The organism is Nguyenibacter vanlangensis, from assembly GCF_038719015.1.
Taxonomy (GTDB): domain Bacteria; phylum Pseudomonadota; class Alphaproteobacteria; order Acetobacterales; family Acetobacteraceae; genus Gluconacetobacter; species Gluconacetobacter vanlangensis.
Map to the genome: position 1 here is coordinate 1,319,899 of NZ_CP152276.1, position 19,280 is coordinate 1,339,178.

At 64.7% G+C, this 19,280-nt stretch carries 17 protein-coding genes and 1 pseudogene; 12 read left to right on the plus strand and 6 right to left on the minus strand.

The features are described 5' to 3' along the window. The first annotated feature begins 164 nt into the window (after positions 1–164). From AAC691_RS05990 to nagB, 4 genes are all read left to right on the plus strand, one after another. Positions 165–2,525 carry a TonB-dependent receptor gene (locus AAC691_RS05990; protein WP_342629312.1) on the plus strand — a complete coding sequence of 787 codons (2,361 nt, stop codon included), beginning with the start codon at positions 165–167 and terminating at the stop codon, positions 2,523–2,525. A gap of 13 nt (positions 2,526–2,538) precedes the next feature. After that, positions 2,539–4,251 carry a GMC family oxidoreductase gene (locus AAC691_RS05995; RefSeq protein ID WP_342629313.1) on the plus strand — a complete coding sequence of 571 codons (1,713 nt, stop codon included), beginning with the start codon at positions 2,539–2,541 and terminating at the stop codon, positions 4,249–4,251. 21 nt (positions 4,252–4,272) lie between these two features. Then, entirely contained in the window at positions 4,273–5,196 is a 924-nt protein-coding gene (locus tag AAC691_RS06000; RefSeq protein WP_342629314.1) for a sugar phosphate isomerase/epimerase, read from the plus strand. 177 nt (positions 5,197–5,373) lie between these two features. After that, the gene (gene nagB / locus AAC691_RS06005; RefSeq protein WP_323991589.1) at positions 5,374–6,162 is read left to right on the plus strand and encodes a glucosamine-6-phosphate deaminase; all 789 of its coding nucleotides are present in this window, start codon (positions 5,374–5,376) and stop codon (positions 6,160–6,162) included. Positions 6,163–6,174: 12 nt separating this feature from the next. Here nagB and AAC691_RS06010 read toward each other — a convergent pair whose 3' ends face one another. Further along, positions 6,175–6,522, minus strand: coding sequence for a helix-turn-helix domain-containing protein (locus AAC691_RS06010; protein ID WP_176639803.1), 348 nt, complete (start codon positions 6,520–6,522; stop codon positions 6,175–6,177). 169 nt (positions 6,523–6,691) lie between these two features. On the opposite strand from AAC691_RS06010, the gene AAC691_RS06015 reads away from it, so the two are divergent. Next, the gene (locus tag AAC691_RS06015) at positions 6,692–7,300 is read left to right on the plus strand and encodes an NAD(P)H-dependent oxidoreductase (RefSeq protein WP_342629315.1); all 609 of its coding nucleotides are present in this window, start codon (positions 6,692–6,694) and stop codon (positions 7,298–7,300) included. Positions 7,301–7,316: 16 nt separating this feature from the next. Here AAC691_RS06015 and AAC691_RS06020 read toward each other — a convergent pair whose 3' ends face one another. Beyond that, positions 7,317–8,210, minus strand: coding sequence for a helix-turn-helix domain-containing protein (locus AAC691_RS06020; protein WP_176639799.1), 894 nt, complete (start codon positions 8,208–8,210; stop codon positions 7,317–7,319). 136 nt (positions 8,211–8,346) lie between these two features. Then, positions 8,347–9,225 carry an oxidoreductase gene (locus tag AAC691_RS06025; RefSeq protein ID WP_342629316.1) on the minus strand — a complete coding sequence of 293 codons (879 nt, stop codon included), beginning with the start codon at positions 9,223–9,225 and terminating at the stop codon, positions 8,347–8,349. Between the two features lie 134 nt (positions 9,226–9,359). Here AAC691_RS06025 and AAC691_RS06030 point away from each other — a divergent pair, with 134 nt between their 5' ends. The 3 genes and pseudogenes from AAC691_RS06030 to AAC691_RS06040 all read left to right on the plus strand — a co-directional run bounded on the left by AAC691_RS06030 (position 9,360) and on the right by AAC691_RS06040 (position 11,894). Continuing rightward, on the plus strand, positions 9,360–9,788 hold the full coding sequence (locus AAC691_RS06030; protein ID WP_408906098.1) for a YeeE/YedE family protein: 429 nt from the start codon (positions 9,360–9,362) through the stop codon (positions 9,786–9,788). A 77-nt stretch (positions 9,789–9,865) separates the two neighbouring features. Next, positions 9,866–10,216, plus strand: a complete 351-nt coding sequence (locus AAC691_RS06035) for a DUF6691 family protein (RefSeq protein ID WP_408906099.1) — start codon at positions 9,866–9,868, stop codon at positions 10,214–10,216. Positions 10,217–10,746: 530 nt separating this feature from the next. Continuing rightward, positions 10,747–11,894, plus strand: a pseudogene (locus AAC691_RS06040) (TCR/Tet family MFS transporter). Here the strand turns inward: AAC691_RS06040 and AAC691_RS06045 are convergent. Further along, positions 11,865–12,314, minus strand: a complete 450-nt coding sequence (locus AAC691_RS06045; protein WP_342629318.1) for a VOC family protein — start codon at positions 12,312–12,314, stop codon at positions 11,865–11,867. The pseudogene AAC691_RS06040 and the gene AAC691_RS06045 sit on opposite strands and share 30 nt — an antisense overlap. A 418-nt stretch (positions 12,315–12,732) precedes the next feature. Between AAC691_RS06045 and AAC691_RS06050 the strand changes: the two genes are divergently transcribed. Continuing rightward, positions 12,733–14,514 (plus strand): cation:proton antiporter, encoded by a 1,782-nt coding sequence (locus tag AAC691_RS06050; protein WP_342629319.1) that lies wholly within the window; start codon positions 12,733–12,735, stop codon positions 14,512–14,514. 332 nt (positions 14,515–14,846) lie between these two features. Next, positions 14,847–15,506 (plus strand): HAD family phosphatase, encoded by a 660-nt coding sequence (locus AAC691_RS06055; protein WP_342630160.1) that lies wholly within the window; start codon positions 14,847–14,849, stop codon positions 15,504–15,506. Positions 15,507–15,566: 60 nt separating this feature from the next. On the opposite strand, the gene AAC691_RS06060 is transcribed toward AAC691_RS06055, so the two are convergent. After that, complete coding sequence (locus tag AAC691_RS06060; RefSeq protein ID WP_342629320.1) at positions 15,567–15,797, minus strand: hypothetical protein; 231 nt, start codon at positions 15,795–15,797, stop codon at positions 15,567–15,569. Continuing rightward, positions 15,794–15,997, minus strand: coding sequence for a hypothetical protein (locus AAC691_RS06065; RefSeq protein ID WP_342629321.1), 204 nt, complete (start codon positions 15,995–15,997; stop codon positions 15,794–15,796). Before AAC691_RS06065 ends, AAC691_RS06060 begins: the two co-directional genes overlap by 4 nt. Before the next feature lie 469 nt (positions 15,998–16,466). Here AAC691_RS06065 and AAC691_RS06070 point away from each other — a divergent pair, with 469 nt between their 5' ends. Together AAC691_RS06070 and AAC691_RS06075 are read left to right on the plus strand one after the other, a co-directional pair. Then, positions 16,467–18,620, plus strand: coding sequence for a M3 family metallopeptidase (locus AAC691_RS06070; RefSeq protein WP_342629322.1), 2,154 nt, complete (start codon positions 16,467–16,469; stop codon positions 18,618–18,620). Further along, positions 18,617–19,207, plus strand: a complete 591-nt coding sequence (locus tag AAC691_RS06075; RefSeq protein WP_342629323.1) for a DUF1697 domain-containing protein — start codon at positions 18,617–18,619, stop codon at positions 19,205–19,207. The genes AAC691_RS06070 and AAC691_RS06075 overlap by 4 nt, the downstream gene beginning before the upstream one ends. The last annotated feature ends 73 nt before the right edge of the window (positions 19,208–19,280 follow it).

Below are 19,280 nucleotides of genomic sequence, written 5' to 3' on the forward strand. Positions count from 1 at the left end.
TTCTCAATATAACATATTGTTATAATTCATTATATTTTTCAAACGACAGATTCCGCATCCAGAAATGAAGAATCCATTTCCTAACATATTCGGAATGATATATGAATTTATGGCAATCGATTGCCAAAACCTTGTCCCACTCCCCCGCATCCAAGGAATTCCCCATGCGCCCTACCCAATGTCTGCGCGACCAGGCGATCCATCGGCCCACATCGGCCATGCGCCCCCGGACGCGTCCGACCTGTCGAACCATGCTGCTGCTTGGCATTTCCTTGCTGGCTGCATGTCCGGATCGCGAGGTCCACGCGGCCACCGACGCCACGAAGGGCCGCCCCAAGTCCCATGCCGGCGCGACGCATCGCAAGACGACCGCAGGAGCGACACCCGGATCGCCGGCCGCCACGATGACTCGGCAGGCAGGAGCGCCCGGCGGCGGGATCGAGCAGATTACCGTCACGTCACAGAAACGCGTGTCCACGGCGCAAAAGACGCCGATTTCCATGAGCGTATGGACCGGCAAGGCACTACAGAGCTATGGGATCAACTCGATCAGCGGGTTGTCCGCTATAGCGCCGGATGTCAATCTCCTGGAGACCGGAGGGGAGGCCGTGATCACCATCCGCGGCATTTCCAGCCATGACACCAGCGAGGTCGGCGACCCCGCGGTGGCGATTTCGACCGATGGCGTCTATACGAATCGCGGCTACTCGTTCAATTCGACATTCTATGACCTGGACCGTGTCGAGGTAGAGCGCGGCCCCCAGGGAACCTTGAGCGGACGCAATGCCGTCGGCGGGGCAATCAATGTCATTACCGCCAAACCGACCATGGAACGCGCGGCGAGCGCGAAGCTGGAATTCGGGAATTATGATGCCGTCAGTTCCTGGGCCATGATCAATCAGCCGATCAGCGACAAGGTCCAGGTGCGCCTGGCCTTCAATTCCGGCTACCATGACGGGTACCGCGACCTTGGCGCATCGGGCCGCGGCGACGGCGCCAATTCGATTTCGGGCCGGGCGACGGTCGCGTTCCAGCCGTTCAGCCATTTCAAGGGACTGTTGACCTATCAGGGCACGCATATGGGCGGGGCGGGACAGGCTGTCTATAACGTGCCATACCAGTTCGACGCTGGCGGGAACCTGATCCACGACATGCCGGTCCTGCCCGAAGGCAATCCATCGCATCTTGCCATTCCGACGACACCCCGGCAGAACATGTCCGAGCAGGCGGTGCGCTGGAATTTCGACTATGAACTGCCCTATGTCACCCTGACCTATCTTGGGGGTTATGATTCCATCCATTTCGTCGCGGTCAACGATAACAGCTCGGATGTTTCGTATTCGCACCAGATCGAATCCTTTAACGCCCATGAGAATCCCAAGACACAGAACCAGGAATTCCGCATCTCGTCCGACAGCCACTACCGGTTCTTCTGGACGACGGGTTTCTACTATTTCCGTGAGGATAACGACCTGCAGAGCTTCGATTCGATCCCGCTGCCCCAGAACCCTGCCGCGCGCCCCCTGATCTTCAACTATACGACACTGGCCCGGTCGATGGCCTGGTATGCACATGGCACGTTCAAGATCCTGCCGACGCTGCGCCTGACGGGCGGCATCCGCTATAACTGGGACCACAAGGTCCGGGCGGGGAATATCATGTTCCCCGCCAATCGGGCCAGCTATCCCTATGAATACGTCACCATACCGAATTACGGCCAGGGATCGTGGGACCAGCCGACCTGGCATGCCGGGATCGAATACGACATCACGCCGCGCAACATGGCCTATTTCAAGGTCGATACCGGCTACAAGCCGGGCGGCTTTACGGACCTGAACCAGTACAATCCCGAAAACGTCCGGGCCTATGAACTGGGTCTGAAGAACCGGTTCTGGCATAACCATGTGCAGTTCAACATTTCGGGATTCTATGAGAATTACACAGGCCAGCAAGTGGCGCAGATCATCAAGAACTATGGCGGCGGGGGGCAGATCATCGACAATGCGGGATCGAGCACCATTTACGGCGTGGATCCGAATCTGATCCTGTCGGTGCCACGGATCGGGCAGTTCGACGTGGATTTCGAGTGGCTGCATGCGCGCTTCGACAATTTCGACGTCGCGGTGGACAATCCTCTGGCGAACGGGTCCTCAACCACGGTCATGCAGCAATTCGCCGGCAATACGCTGCCGCAGGCCCCTGCCCTGTCGATCGGTGCCGGATTCAGCCGGTACTGGACGGTACCGACCGGGCGAGTCCGCACGGACATCCGGACCAAATTCCAGAGCAGCAGCTATTTCTACTTTACCAATTCCGCCGATACAAAGCAGAAGAGCTATACGAACACGACGGCGTTTGCGGAATATGTTCCGGACCGGGGCCACTGGCGCGCGCAGGTCTTCATCCGCAACATCGAGAATGCACGGATTTTCGTGAACGCCGCCGAAAACGGCTATGCCGACGCCTACAGCTATTCCTTCGCGCCGCCGCGCACCTTCGGCGGGTCGGTTTCCGTCGATTTCTGAAGAGGACCTGATCGTGGACCATGCCGATCCGGGCAACCGGCCGCCCATGCCATTCAGCCCCGACAAGGACTATGACGTGCTGGTCGTCGGTTCGGGCGCGGCCGGAAGCTTTGCCGCGAAGGAACTGACAGAACGCGGGCTGAGCGTCGTACTGCTGGAAGCAGGCCCGGAGATCACCACGGCGCATTTTCCGCCCATGGGCGAAACGGCGCCGCGAAAGGACATCAATATATGGGAACGGGCCAGGGCGACGCTGAAGGGACAGTCGGTCCAGGCGCGCGCCGCTTTTTTTAGCGAACAATTCGCATCCTTCTTCGTCAATGACAGGATGAATCCCTATACGACGCCGCGCGACGCCCCCTTTCTGTGGATTCGCGGCCGCCAGAGCGGCGGCCGGCTGCACAGTTTCGGGCGCGTCCTGCTGCGCTGGACAGACGACGATTTCAAAGGGGCGAGCCGGACCGGCGTGGGCGAGGATTGGCCGCTATCCTATGCCGACCTGGAGCCTTATTATGATTTTGTCGAGACTTATCTCGGCGTTTACGGCAATGCAGACCAGGTGCCGAACCTGCCTGACGGAAAGTTCGCGGCCCCGGCCGCCCTGACCCCGGCGGAAGAGGCGTTCAGGCATCGGCTGGAGCACGACTGGCCGGGCTGGCGCGCGACGTCATGGCGGTACGTGGCGCCGGATATCCTGCGGGTGCCGAAGCCGCTGCGCGCGGCGCTGGCGACCGGCCGCCTGGCACTGCGAGCCGATGCGATCGTCCGCCGAGTGATGACCGATCCGGTCTCGGGCCTGGCGACGGGGGCGGTTTTCACGGATCGGCTGACCCGCCAGGACGTCGTCGTGCGTGCCGGCGCCGTGATGCTGTGCGCCTCGCCGATCGAGAGCATCCGGCTGCTGCTGAATTCGGCCTGCGCGCGCCATCCACAGGGTGTCGGCAATGCCTCGGGGATACTGGGCCGGTATTTCATGGACCAGCTTCCGTGCCTGGCCTTCGGCGCCTATCCGGCGGCGCGCGGCTGGGTACTGGACCGCTCGGCGCCCGCCGATCCGTTCTATGCTCCGTCGGGCGGACTCTATATCCCGCGGGCGGAGGAACGCACCGGCGCCGCCCGGCCTTTTTCCGGAGGCTTCACATATCAGGGGACGATCGGCCGTTCGCAAGTCGCGGACGACGTGGCCAGCCGCCTGTCCTTCTTCGGTTTCGGGCAGATGCAGCCCTATGCGGATAATCGCGTGACGCTGGATGTGCGCCGCAAGGACGCCTGGGGCATTCCGGTGCCACATATTCGCTGCGTACCGCATGCCAACGAGATCGCATTGCTGCAGGCGCAGGAGGACACGATGCTGGAGATGATCCGGGCGATGGGCGGCGAGACGGAATTCATCGGCTCGCCCCTGGGGTTGCGGGAATTCGGGCGCGGCGCGTTTCCCGATGCCGATCCGCTCAGCCGGTTCATGTTCCGCCGGTGGTTCGGCCGTACGATGTGCATGGGGGCAGCCATCCATGAAAGCGGCGGCGCCCGCATGGGCACCGCCCCCGGGCGTTCCGTGCTGAACGCCCATAACCAGTGCTGGGACGTGCCGAATCTGTATGTAACGGACGCCAGCGCGTTTCCGACCGGGGGCAGCGTGGGCACCACCTTGACCGTCATGGCGCTGACCGTCCGCGCCTGTGCCCATCTGGCCGACGGCCATCCCTTCCGCGCGCAGCGCGCTTGATCCACGCAGGAGCATCCAGCCATGGCATTCGGTGTCGACCTGGTGACATTCTACCATCCGTCGTTCTGGGGTGTTTCGGATTATGCCCAGATCGCCGCACTGGCAGGCCGGGACCTGCCGGCCTTTTGGAACAAGCTTTTCGATGCAGTCCGCGACTCGGGGGTACGCGGTGTGGAGACAACCTTTTCCCCGTTTCACTGGCGCGACGCGGTCGCCGCGTTCGGTTCGGCCGAGGCGGTCGCGACGGCGCTGACGGCGCGCGGATTGACCCTGGCCAGCGGCTTCCTGGTCGATCTGGATCGCGAGGCCGACCTGGCATCGGCGGCTGCCCAGGCACGCATTCTGGCCGAGGCGCGCGACTATGCCCGGTTTATCCGTGCGTGCGGCGGCGGCGTGATGGTCGTCGGCATGCCCTGCCGCCGCACCTTCCTGTTGGAACCGGTCAGGGTCGTGGACCTGGCCATGGCGGCGCCCCTGGCGGATTTCATCAATCGCCTGGGCATCGAGACCGCACGCGAAGGCGTACGGCTGGCGCTGCATACCGAAGCGCACAGCGTGTTCTGCGCGCCGCGCGACATAGACCTGTTCATGCTGCTAACCGATCCGCGCTATGTCCATTTCTGCCCCGATTCCGCACATATCGCCCTGGAGGGCGGCGATCCGGTTGCCGTCGCGGCGCGGCATCAGGAGCGGATCTGCATCGCGCACTGGAAGGACGCGACGGCCGGCATGCCGATCGATACCGTGATTAACGCCGGTATTCATGATCGCCACAAACCGTTTTTCTGCCCGATGGGAGAGGGTATAGTCGCCTGGGATCGCTGGGCCGACCTGATCCGGGCGCGCGGTGACGCGATGTGGTCGATCCTGGAACTGGACGCAGCGCCCGATCCGGTCGCGGCGATCCGTGCCGGCCACGCTTATGCCGGTTCACTGACCTGCTAACCCGCGCCGTTGCGCGGGGTCCGGCGCGTGGTGACGGATATCATGCCGATTTGTTTGACAGCATGATCGTTATTGATCGTTTTAACATATTTTTTGCTTGCGAACGATTTCTTTCCCAGGGCATGTCGTCTGCCGGCATGATAGGCGGGCCGGTGCGGCCGCGATGGGAGGGATGGCATGAAGATCATGGTGCGGGCGGATGACGGGCAGGTCGCGTCGGTCGCGGCGCGGCTGATCGCCGAGCAGGTCAAGGCGCGGCCCGGCAGCGTGCTGGGGCTGGCCACCGGGCGGACGATGGAGCGGGTCTATGCCGAGCTGGTCGCCATCGCGCGGGCCGAGGCGATCGATTTTTCCCGCTGCCGCAGCTTCAACCTGGATGAATATGTGGGCCTGCCGGCCGGCAGCGTGCATTCCTATCGCGCCTATATGGAGGCGCATCTGTTCCGCCACATCGATATCCGGCCGGAGAACACCATGCTGCCGGACGGAATGGCCGCCGACCTGGAGAGCGAGGCGGCGCGGTACGACGCGGCGATCCGGGAGGCCGGCGGGATCGACCTGCAACTGGCCGGGATCGGCGAGACCGGCCATATCGGCTTCAACGAGCCGCTGTCGCCGCTGGCGTCGCGCACGCGGGCGATCACCCTGGCGCCGGGCACGCGGCGGCAGAATGCCGGCCTGTTCGGCGGCGACGTCGATGCCGTGCCCCGCCGCGCGCTGACCATGGGGGTGGGGGTGATCCTGGAAGCGCGGCAGGTGGTGCTGGTGGCGACCGGCGCGGCCAAGGCCGCCATCCTGGCCCGGGCGGTCGAGGGGCCGGTCACGTCGATGATCAGCGCCAGCGCCCTGCAATTCCATGCCAACTGCCTGGTGATCGCCGACGAACCGGCCGCCGCCCAACTGCAGCACCGCGATTACTACGACAGCATGGTCGCGACCGATCCGGAATTCGCGCCCTTTCGCTGAGCGGCGCGGCCGTCAGTCCTGCCGGGCGTCGAAGGTGCGCTGCGCGACCTCGATCGTATCGGTGTGGGCCAGTGCCCAGTCGCCCAGCGCCTGCACCGGCGCGCGCAGGGAATGACCCAGTTCGGTCAAGTTATATTCCACGCGCGGCGGGATGGTCGGGTAGATGGTGCGCGTCACCAGACCGTCGCGTTCGAGCCCGCGCAGGGTCAGGGTGAGCATACGCTGGGAAATTCCGCCGACCATGCGCCGGATTTCGTTGAAGCGCCGCGGCCCGCCGCCCAGCATCATGACGATCAGGACGCTCCATTTGTCGCCCACCCGGGCCAGCACGCGGCTGACCTTGCGGCAATCGCCGCCCATCGGGTCGTGGAGCGGCGCCGCGTCCGGGGATGCCGCGTCCGGGGATGGGGGTGGGGTAGTCACATCGCTGTTCCCGCGTATCAAAAATGTGCCTCCTTGCGCGTCCGACGGACAGTAGCAAACATAGCCCCGGTTACAAACCTATACCGGAACATGCCGAGGAGATATCATGACGAACCTGCTTCATCTCGATGCGAGCATCCTGCCGGCGGACAGTTCGGTCAGCCGTACGATCTCGGCCGCCGTGGTGGCGCGGCTGTCGGGGCTGAACCCCGCGCTGAAAATCGTGCGGCGCGACCTGGTCGCCGATCCGCTGGCCCATATGACGCTGGCCAGCCTGCCGCCCGCCCATCCGGCGTCCGTTCCCGGCGGTGAGGCCGCGCGTGCCGCCAGCGCCGCGGTGCTGGAGGAATTCCTGGCGGCGGACATCGTGGTGATCGGCGCGCCGATGTATAATTTCACCATTCCGACCCAGTTGAAGGCGTGGATCGACCGGATCCTGGTGCCGGGGCAGACCTTTCGCTACGGGCCGGACGGGGTGGCCGGGCTGGCCGCCGGCAAGCGGGTGATCGCCGTTCTGTCGCATGGCGGTTTCTACGGCGAGGACACGCCCTATGCCGCGGCGGAACATACCGGCAGCTATCTGCGTGCCGTGCTGGGCTTTATCGGCATCGCCGCCCCCGAATTCATCCTGGCCGAGGGGATCGCCCGGGGCGAGGCGCAGCGGGCCGCATCGCTGGAAGCCGCGCACGGGGCGGTCGCGGCGCTGACGCTGTAAGCGCCGGCCGCGGGCGTCATAGCGCACGACGGAAGGCCGTCGGCGTCACGCCAATCTGCTTGCGAAAACGCGTGGCAAAGGCTGAGGGCGTTTCATAACCCACCGCCAGCGCCACGTCGGTGATGGACAATTCCGGGCCAGCGAGCAACTGGCACGCACGTTCGATCCGTAGCGTGACAAGCCATTCGTGTGGTGTTCTGCCCGTCGCCTGCCGAAACGCGGTGCAGAAATGAAACCGGCTGAGGCCCACCAGACCGGCGAGACGATCGAGGCCGATCGACTCGTCGAGGTGCGCGCGCATGTAATCCGTGACCTTGCGCACCTGCCAGTCGGCCAGGCCACGGCGGTCGACCGCGGGTTCGAGGGCCTTGAACGAGGAATGCCCCCGCATAAGCTGGGTACACAGCAAATCGGTGGCCTGCTCCACGAACAGCCGCGCCGAGGGATCGGCTGCCGCGGCTTCGCGGCCCAGCATCTCCATCACGCGGGCCGCCACAGGATCGTCGAAACTCACTCGAGCCAGCAATTCTACCGATTTTCCACCAGCCAGTTGGTCGGCACAATCCTGCAATCGCGCGCGGGTCAGGAAAACGTGACTGACATTGATCGGCCCAGCGATGTCCCATCGCCCGTCATGTCCCTCGGGGATGATGGTGATCGTGCCCGCCCGTGTCGCTCCCGCCAGGCGCTGCTGCCCGACGCGCCACACGATGTCCTGCGGATCACCGTAGTACGTGATGACGACATGACCTTCCATGCCGGGCAGACGGTCGTGCAAGGCCCCATGGCCCCACCGGCCGGTCAACCGGGTTTCCCCCCGCAACGCATCACCCATTATCGGCGGTGCCCGGTCGAGGATGCGGGCCAGTTCCTCCGGTGCCTTTCCGAACCGCATCGCGGCATCCGTCATGTCACGCATTCCCCGCCGGCGATCCCGACCGGCGATCACCATGTTGACGGGGTCTTAGCGTGAAACGGCATCACACACCATCTGTCCGGACCGGCAGGCCATGCCTGGCAGATCGGTTCGGCGTGACGACGAACGGTCAGGCGACGGCAAAATCGGTGGACACGGATACCGACCGCCATTCGGCCAGGATGGCCGCATCGGAGACATGCTTGGCCTCGATCGCCGCGACGGTATCGCTGCCGAGCGGCAGGCGAACCGGCGGATTCGGCGCATCGGCGAATGCGACCAGCACCCTGGCAAGCTTGTCGGGATCGCCCGGCTGGCCATGATTGAGGCTGGCCGCGTGCGTGCGCACCGCACCTGCCGTATCGTTATAATCGTCGATCCGGGACGGGCTGACCGACAGCGAGGACGAGTCAAGGAAATCGGTCCGGAAATAGCCGGGCTCGACGACAGTCACGTGGATACCCAGCGGCGTCAGTTCATGATGAAGCGCCTCCGAAAGTCCTTCGACCGCGAATTTGGTCGAGGAATAGACGCCGAAGCCGGGCCCGGCACGATAGCCGCCAATCGACGAAATATTCAGAATGCGACCGGAGCGCCGCGCACGCATGGACGGCAACACCGCCCGCGTGACCGCCAGCAGACCGAAGACATTGATGCGGTAGAGACGCTCCACTTCTTCCGCACCGGCTTCCTCCACCGCGCCCAGCAGCCCGAAGCCGGCATTATTGACCAGCACGTCGATTTGGCCGAAGCGCTCGATCGCAGCGGCCACGGCCGCGCGCACCTGTGCCTCGTGCGTTACGTCCACGGGCAGGGCCAGCAGATTGGCGCGATCGCCCAGCTTTTCCGTGCCCAACTTTTCTGTGCCCAACTTTTCTGTGCCCAACTTTTCTGTGATCGACATAGCGTTGCGCGCCGTGGCGACGACATTGTCGCCCTGCGCCAGCGCCAGGGCCGCGATCCGCGCGCCAAAACCGCGTGAGGCGCCGGTGATGAACCATGTTTTCATAGCAAGTCTCCATTATCTGTCGGTTTCGACAAATACAGGAGATAGCCTCGACGCCTTCTGGCCGCTTTCGTGCGATTGCGGCGATTGTCGCGATCTTGCGATGCCGGTCTGGCGATCATCGGCCGGGGCACTATATTTTTTCAGGAGCCACCATGAACGGGTACTGGGCGTCTCTCTGCGGCGGCATGCTGATCGGCTTGTCGGCCGCGGCGTTCCTGCTTCTGGATGGCAGGATAGCAGGGATCAGCGGCATTGTCGGGCGATTGCTGCTGGGGCAGGACCGTAGTCTCAACGGTGCGTTCGTTCTGGGACTTCTGCTCGGGCCCGTGGCCTATCTGGGAGCATTTGGCGACTGGCCCGTCGTCAGAATCGCGGTTCCCTTACCGCTGGTCATTCTGGCCGGGTTCCTCGTCGGGTTTGGGACACGCATGGGTTCGGGCTGCACGAGCGGGCATGGCGTCATGGGACTCGCACGTCTGTCGCCGCGCTCGATGGCTGCGGTCGCTACCTTCATGGCGACCGGCATCCTGACCGTAACGCTCATGAGGATTGCCGGATTATGAACAACCGAGCCGCCCGGGTCGCCTTGGCATTGATATGCGGGGCCGTATTTGGCTTCGGCCTGTCGTTGTCAGGCATGATGAACCCGATCCGCGTCAGGGGGTTTCTGGATATCTTTGGCGCCTGGGATCCGAGCTTGGCGTTTGTCATGGCCGGTGCGGTCGGGGTTGCGACGGTCGGTGTCCGCATCATGCGGCATCTGTCCCGCCCCGTTCTGGACACGGAATTCCACCTGCCGGCCGCAAGGCGGATTGACGGTCGCCTGATCGGAGGGACGGCCCTGTTCGGGATCGGTTGGGGAATGGCGGGCTTCTGTCCCGGACCGGCTCTCGCCTCTCTCCCGCTCGGCCTGCCGGCCGTGGCCGCCTTTGTTGTGACCATGGCGCTCGGCATGACCGTGCATGATCGCCTTGTCGTCCGATCCAAGTGAACGAGGGGATCGCCCGGAGGTGGCGCAGCGGGCCGCGTCGCTGGAAGCCGCGCAGGGGGCGGTCGCGGCGCTGACGCTGTAAGCGCCGGCCGCGGGCGGCCGGACCGTGGGTATGAATGATTGCCCGACGCAGGCCGCTCTGCTAGTTGAACGGCGTCGGAAAAGGCAGCCTTGGTTTGGTAAGCCCAAGGTCTTTCGGTAACGAAAGCTCTGGTCTTTGGCCTCGTGCTTGAGATCCCCGCGACGGACGTCGGCCACCATGCAGGTGGTCATATGTTCGTCGGTGCGGGTCTCGACAACGGGAAACGCTCCGGTCGAACATCGACAATGGAGCTGTTTCCTATGCAGGCCCCTCACCCGAATACTGCGCTTGTCACCGGAGCAAGTCGCCCTCATCTCGATGTGCGGGCCGCCACGCCGGGCCCCGATGGCACATCGGGCGGTTTCTTTCGGGATGGCGAGCCGTTGCTGGAGGCGGCGCTGTGACCCGGCCGCTTCTCGTCATCTTCGCCGCGATCGCCCTCGATGCGATGGGCATCGGCCTGATCTTTCCGATTCTTCCGCGTCTGATCGAGGACGTGACGCACGCCCGGGACGTGGCATCGACCATCGGAATCCTCACGGCACTCTATGCGGCCATGCAGTTTGTCTTCGCGCCCGTGCTCGGCGCGCTGAGCGACCGGCTCGGCCGGCGCCCCGTCCTGCTGATCTCGCTCGGCGGCGCGGCGCTCGACTATGTGCTGATGGCGCTTGCGCCATCGCTGGCGCTGCTGGTGATCGGGCGGGCTGTCGCCGGATTGACCAGCGCCAACATCCCGGTCGCGACCGCCTACATCACCGACATTTCCCCGGAAGAGACCCGGGCAAGGCGGTTCGGCATTTTCAATGCCATGTTCGCATCGGGTTCGTCCTTGGTCCGGTATCAGGCGGCGTCCTTGGCGATTATTGGCTCCGACTGCCCTTCTTCGCCGCCGCCAAGCTGAACGCCGCCAACCTGCTGCTCGCTTGGTTCGTTCTTCCGGAATCGCGCACGCCAGGGCACCAGACGATCGACCGCGCGGCGCTCAACCCGCTGCGGCCGCTACGCTGGGCGCTTTCGATGCGGTCCCTGTTGCCCGTTATCGCGATCTTCTTCGTATTGAGCGCGACGGGCGAGGTCTATGGCGTCTGCTGGGCGCTGTGGGGTCATGACGTGTTCGGATGGAATGGGCTCTGGATCGGTCTTTCGCTCGGGACCTTCGGCGTGTGCCAATCGCTGGCGCAGGCCATCCTGCCCGGCCCGGCCGTGCGGCTGCTGGGCGAGCGCGGAACGGTCTTGACGGGGATCGCGGGGGCGTGTGTGGCACTGACCGTGATGGCCTTCACCACGCGCCCCTGGATCGTGTTCGCGATCATGCCGGTGGTCGCCCTTGCCGGGATCGGCACGCCGGCGTTGCAGGCGCTGGCCACCCGCCTGGTCGATGATGAGCGACAGGGCCGGTTCCAGGGGGTGTTGGCATCCGCCATGAGCCTGGCGTCCATCGTCGGGCCGCTGCTCTTTTCGACAATCTATTTCGCCGTTCGCGATCACTGGCCGGGTGCCATCTGGCTGTCGGCTCTGGCGGTCAATGCAATGGCCGTACCCCTGGTGATAGGTCTGCGGTTTCAGTCAGCGGCCTTCGCCGACGCGCGGCAATGACGTCGTGACGCAAGCCGGCCGCAAACCTTGATGGGAATCGTGTGACTTGATGGGAGTCAGCGTTGCAACTTCAATGAAGTAGCCCCCTTTTGCTCTGAAATAGAATGTCCAGGCACCGTGGAAATCTCGCGGGGCCTGGACTGCCCACCCGTCAGCAATCAGGCGGGCGTGGACGTTATCAACAGCCTCTCGGGAATCCTGGATGAAGCCGATATGCAGAATATCCAGCTCTCTGGGATATTCGAAGCCATCGAGCTTGCTATCGAAATGGTTGACGATCAGTACGAGGCCGTCATCGTCCTGCATCACCGCCATCTTTTCTCCGCGGACGACCAGGGTTCGTAGACCGAAATAGCGCGCGAACATGGCCCGATCGGCCGATACGTCGTGGCTATAAAGATTGACGTGATTGAGTTTCATAATCGTGCCTTTCCGCCGTATGTGAAACGGACATGGATCGGCAGCGGAGACGTGTAGCCACCCACAACCGACCACACGCGAAGGAGAAAACCCTCACGGTGTCCGGCCATGGCCAAGAGCGGGCTTTCCCGCTCAAGCGTGACTGTCTCGCAGACGTGACTGTCTCGCAGAGACCGCAGGTTATCACCATACCTGCATCGCTGTCTTTTTAGGCAATCATGACTTTGCTGGCAGCGGGGGCACCTGGTCAAGCTTCATCTCATGCATGTCCGCTTCCGGGACAAGCGGCCCTTTTCCACGGCGAGGGCACGGCCCGTGATGACGATTTCGAACCCGTAATATAATGCCGGTCCGCGCGAAACGCGGGGCGGGCCCGGCCGTTATGACGATACTGCGTGCGTGACGCGGAGTATCGGCCATGCCCCATGCCAGTCCCCTGATCACCATCCTGGTCATCGGCCTGACGCTGGCCTTTCTGCTGGGGGTGGCGGCCGGCCGGCTGGGGATTTCGGTGCTGGTCGGGTATCTGCTGGCCGGGGTGGCGGTGGGGCCGCTGGTGCCGGATGCCGATCATGGCGTGGCCCTGCAACTGGCTGATATCGGCGTGATCCTGCTGATGTTCGGGGTGGGGCTGCATTTTTCCGTCAGGGACCTGATGGCGGTGCGGGCGATCGCGCTGCCCGGCACGCTGGCGCAGGTCGTGCTGTCGGGCGCGCTGGGCATGGCCCTGGCGCTGCTGCTGGGCTGGAGCGGGCGGGCGGCCCTGGTGTTCGGCCTGGCGCTGAGCGTGGCCAGTACCGTGGTGCTGACGCGCGCGCTGGACGAGCAGCGCCTGACCGATACGCGGCGCGGGCATCTGGCGATGGGCTGGCTGGTGATCCAGGACCTGGTGACCGTGCTGGCGCTGGTGCTGCTGCCGGCGGTGGCGCCGCTGTTGCGGGACGGCGCAAGCCATGCGCCGCACTGGCCCCTGCTGGCGGGCACCCTGGCGGTGACGCTGGGCAAGGTCGCGGCCTTTGTCGGGCTGATGCTGGTGGTGGGGCGGCGCGTCATTCCCGCCGCCCTGCATGCGGTGGCGCGGATGGGGTCGCGCGAATTGTTCCGCCTGGCGCTGCTGGCGGTGGCGCTGGGCGTGGCCTATGTGGCGTCGGAACTGTTCGGCGTGTCGCTGGCGCTGGGGGCGTTCGTGGCGGGAATGGTGCTGAGCGAATCCGAACTGAGCCAGCATGCCGCCGAGGAGACGCTGCCGCTGCGCGACGCGTTCGCGGTTTTGTTCTTCATCTCGGTCGGGATGCTGTTCGAGCCGGCGACCGTGGCGCGGCATCCGGCCGGGCTGGCCGGGGCGCTGCTGGCCGTGTTCGTCGGCACGCCGATGATCGTCTTTTCCGTCCTGCTGCTGCTGCGCCAGGGGATGCAGACCGCCCTGACCATGGCGGCCGGCCTGTCGCAGATCGGCGAATTTTCGTTCATCCTGGCGACGCTGGGCGTCGATCTGGGCCTGCTGGATGCCCCGGCGCGCAGCCTGATCCTGGCGGTGTCGATCCTGACGATCCTGCTGAACCCGCTGGCCTTTCTGATCGCCGGGCGGCTGTCGCCCTGGGCGGCGCGCCATGACGCGCGGCGTGCCGCGCCGCCCGGGGCGGCAGGCGCGGGCGGTCCCGTCCGGCAGGGCCATGCGGTGGTCGTCGGCTATGGCCGGGTCGGCGCGCTGGTGGTGGAGGGATTGCTGCGCCAGGGCTGGCCGCTGGTGGTCGTCGAAACCGGGGACGCGCTGGTCCGGCCGCTGCGCGAGCGCGGGATCGAGGTCGTGGTGGGCAATGCCGCCGATCCGTCGGTGCTGGCCGAAGCCCATGTCCAGACCGCGCGGCTGCTGGTGGTGGCCATTCCCGAACCGTTCGAGGCCGGGCAGGCCGTGGAGCAGGCCCGTGCCGTCAATCCGGCCATCACCATCATCGCGCGGGCGCATTTCGATAGCGCGGTCATCCATCTGCGGCAGTTGGGCGCGGATATCGTGATCATGGGCGAGCGCGAGATCGCCCGCGCCATGCTGGATGATGCGGCGCATGGCGCACCGCGAGGGAGCGCCCCCGGAGGAGGAGGAGTGGCGGCCAGGATGGCCGAGCACGCCCTGCCCCATCGCCCGCGCCCGTCCGGCCCGGCCGCGCCGAACGGGCGCAGAACCGAGCGGCACCAAGCCTGACGCGGGTCCGGGGAGCCGCCCACGGTGGAAGCGGCGCCGGCACCGATGCGGCAATCCATGGATGCACCCCATGGATGCACCCCATGGATGTATCGAGAGTCATGTCCGTGAAATCCGGACGATATTTCTTTATTATGCGGAAAATAATAAAAATTCAACCCTTGAACGAGAAAAAATAATTAGTATGTATATATTAAAGATACCGCATGGAAATTCCGACATTTTCGCGGAAATTGATCTATTTTTGCAAAAGAGGATGGATATTTTTGTCTGTTTTAAAAAACTATACTGAAATTACACCTTCCGCCATTCGTGTCGACGGTCAATTGCGCATGGTCATTTTCGATTGCGACGGTGTCCTTGTGGATGGAGAGCGTATGTCCACGGCGCTGATGGCCCAGGAGGCGCGGAAATATGGCTGGGCCATTACGGATGCCGAGGCGCACAGGATCTTCACCGGCGGCGAACTCGCGAAGATCAGGGACATGATCGCCCGGGAGTCCGGAGAGGATCTTCCGGAAGAGTGGGATATGATGATGCAGGATCGCATTGTCAGGATGATGAGGACCGATGCGGAAACCGTCGACGGCGCGGAGGACATGCTGAAGTCGGTCACCGACCTTGGCCTGCCGATCCGGGTCGGGTCGAATTCCTCGATCGCCGAGATGGATGCCAAGTTCCAGAGCACGGGCCTGAACAGGATTCTGGAAAAGGACCGGATTCATTCCGGCCGCGATCTCGACATGCCCAAGCCGCGGCCGGATATTTATCTCCATGCCGCCGGGGAGGAGGGCATTCCTCCGGAAAATTGCATCGTTCTGGAGGATTCCGATCCTGGTGTGGAAGCGGCCCGTCGCGCGGGGATGGCATGCGTCCTGCTGCGCGACCGGGACGAGCCCTCGGCGGAATGGCCCGGCCTGGTGCGGATTTCCCATCTGTCGGAGTTTGCGCCGCTTCTGGCGCATATCATGGAAAGCCAGAAGGCAGCCTGATTCTTCCGTCCTCGGTCCACATCCGCCGCATGGGCCCGGGACGTTAAAATGCCCAGGACGTTAAAACGCGAAAAGGGTCGCCGTCGCGTCGGCCAGGCTGTTCAGGCCCATTCGGCCGGTCCAGGCCAGATGGGCCAGCCAGCATGCGGCGGCAAGGCAGGCGGCGATCCCTGCCCGGTCCATCCAGCGGATGGGAGAAAGGACGGCCGTCCGCCGGCCGGTCCAAGCCGGCGGACGCACGGCCGCCGCGCGCGCCGGGAGGCAGTGTGCCCGGGGGCAATGTTCGGTCATGACGCCGCCCGATCCGCGCGGCTGCCGTGGAATTGCCGGGCCACAAGATGCGTCAGCGCGGTCAGGTCCGGCCGGATTTCGTTATGCAGCGCCCGCACGCTGTCATGCGCGGCGTAGAAACGCCGGGCGCCGGGTCCGTCCAGCAGGATGGCCGCGCCGAGAAAGATTCCGTCGATTTCGATGATCGTGGAATTGAGCATGATGATCCACCCTGGGGGAGCTGTACCGGGATGTCCGGCGCCAGGAGGCACCGTAGTCAGGACGTGGCGTCTGGCCCGCCATGCTGGCCGCAGCGCCGCGCGCTACATCGTTGCCAGGTCCACATTCGCGTCATCATCATGGCCTTTACGGTCGCAATCGTGCATGGCCGGGCGCACGTGTCCCATACCCCGATCAATCGGGGGACAATGCGCATCATACGAGCGGATTTCATAAGGTCAATCATAAATAACTTAGAAAATATGTTATTTTGCGCCGCAAACGATAATTATCACATATAATATTGTTTTTATTGGGTTTTTTGAATTTTCGCGCGGATTTTCGATGCTGTCCGGCGTGGCTTGTCGGGATCTCCCACGTTATATTCACTATAAAAATTCGTATTTATCGTGGATGGATTTTTACGCGCGCCGCGCCCATCCTGGCGGGATGACCGCAGAAGGATGGACCATGACCCGCACCCTTTGGCTTCGGACACTTGCCGCGACCTGCCTGACGGGGTGGGCTTGCGTGTCCGGGGCGACCCCGCCAGCCCATGCCGCGGGGGCCAGCGCCGCCGGCAACCCGTTTCTGACGGCCAGCACGCTGCCGTTTCAGGCCCCGCGTTTCGACCTGATCCATGACGGCGACTACCGGCCGGCCTTCGAGCAGGGCATGGCGCAGCAACTGGCGGAGATCCGGGCCATTGCGGACAATCCCGCGCCCCCGACCTTCGACAACACGATCGTGGCGATGGAGCGGTCGGGCCGGGTGCTGGACCGGGTGTCGGAGACGTTCGACGGGGTGTACCAGGCCAATACCGACCCGGCCCTGGATGCGGTGCAGACCGCCGTTTCGCCCGAACTGGCGCAGCACCAGGATGCGATCTATCTGAACCCTGCCCTGTTCGCCCGGGTGCGCACGCTGTACGAGGCGCGGGCCGGGCTGCATCTGACAGGCGAGCAGATGCAGTTGCTGACGGTCTATTACCAGCAATTCATCCATGCCGGGGCGCAGCTTTCGGACCCGGACAAGGCGGCGTTGCGGCAGTTGAATACGCGCCTGTCGCAGTTGGAGACCGATTTCCAGCAGACATTGCTGGCGGCGACCAAGCAGGGGGCGCTGGTCGTGCCGCACGCGGCGGCGCTGGCCGGGCTGGACCCGGCGGCGCTGCAGCAGGCGGCGCTGAGCGGGCATGAGCGCGGGCTGGCCGGGCAATGGGTGCTGCCGCTGCAGAACACGACGCAGCAGCCGGACCTGTCGGCCCTGACCGATCGCGACACGCGCCAGGCGCTGTTCACCAGGAGCTGGACGCGCGCCGAGCGCGGCGATACGGGCGACACGCGGGCCGCGATCGCGGAACTGGCGCAGTTGCGCGCGCGCAAGGCGGCGCTGCTGGGCTATCCGGATTATGCGTCCTATGTCCTGTATGACCAGATGGCCCGCACGCCCCAGGCGGTGCAGCATTTCATCGCGCAACTGGTGCCCGCGACGCTGGCGGAGCAGAAGCGCGAGGTCGCGGACATCGCCGCCGCCATCAGTCAGGACGGGCAACATTTCCAGCCGCGTCCGTGGGACTGGGCCCATTATGCCGAGCAGGTGCGCAAGGCGCGGTACGACCTGGACGCGGCCCAGGTCCGGCCCTATTTCGAGCTGGACCGGGTGCTGCGCGACGGCGTGTTCTTTGCCGCCAACCGGCTGTACGGCATCAGCTTCAAGGAACGCAGGGACATCCCGGTCTATAACCCCGACGTGCGGGTGTTCGAGGTGACGGACAGGGACGGGTCGCCGCTGGCGCTGGTCTATTTCGATTATTTCAAGCGCGACAATAAGAATGGCGGCGCCTGGATGTCGAACTTCGTCGGGCAGTCGCATCTGCTGGGAACGAAGCCGGTGATCTACAACGTCGCCAATTTCGCCAAGCCCGCGCCGGGCCAGCCGGCGCTGATCAGTTTCGAGGACGTGACCACGATGTTCCACGAATTCGGTCACGCGCTGCACGGCATGTTTGCCGACCAGGTCTATCCCACCCTGTCGGGCACCGCGGTGGCGCGCGATTTCGTGGAATTTCCATCGCAGTTCAACGAACATTGGGCGCTGGACCCGGTCGTGTTCGCCCATTACGCGCGGCACTACCAGACCGGTGCCGCGATGCCGCAGGCCCTGGTGGACAAGATCAAGAAGGCCGCGCGCTTCGACCAGGGTTATGCGCTGGGCGAACTGATCGCCGCGGCGAAGCTGGACATGGACTGGCACATGCTGCCGGCGCGCGCGCCGCGCCAGGATGTCGACCGGTTCGAGGCGGCATCGCTGGCGCGTTCGGGCCTGGATACGCGCGACGTGCCGCCGCGCTATCGGTCCAGCTATTTCCTGCATATCTGGTCGAACGGCTATGCCGCCGGCTATTATGCCTATCTGTGGACCGAGATGCTGGACGATGCCGCCTATTCCTGGTTCCGCGCCCATGGCGGGCTGACCCGCGCGAACGGGCAGCGTTTCCGCGACATGATCCTGTCGCGCGGCCATACGATGGATTACGGCCCGATGTTCCGCGCCTTCTACGGACGGGACCCGGACATCGTGCCGATGCTGCGCCATCGCGGCCTGGTTCCGGGCGAGGAATGATGGCGGCGCCCCCCGCCCCCGTTCGGGCCCCTGACCCTGCCCAAGACCCTGCCCAAGTCCGGGGCCCCGCCCACGGCCATGCCTATACCGCCCTGCTGCGGGCCGTGAATGTCGGGGGGAGCGGCGCGCTGCCGATGGCCGAGCTGGCGGCGATCTGCCGCCAGGCCCGGCTGGACGCTGTACGGACCTATATCGCCAGCGGCAACGTGGTCTTTCACTCGGCGCAGCCGCGGGCGGCGATCCGCGCCGCGCTGGAAGGAAGGCTGGCGGAGCGGATGGGCGCGCCCATGCCCGTCATGCTGCGCGATGCCGCCGAAATGCGGCGGATCGTCGCGCGCAACCCCTTCGCCGGCCGGCCGGGGAATCGGGTCGGCGTCCATTTCCTGGACCGTCCCGTGACGGAAGCGATGCTGGCCGAATGCCCCGGCAAGGCCGGAGACGAGGAGATATCGCCGGGGGAATGCGAATTCTACGTTCATTACGGCCATGGCATGGGGCGCACGAAGCTGCGCTTTCCCGCCGTCGGCGCCTGCACCGTGCGCAACATGAACACGGTGGAGACACTGGCGGACATGCTGGAATCCTGACCGCCGCGAACGGGTCGGCGGGCGGTGCGCCAAGGCGCGCCGCCCGCCTGCCGCGAGGCCCCGTTTCGGATAC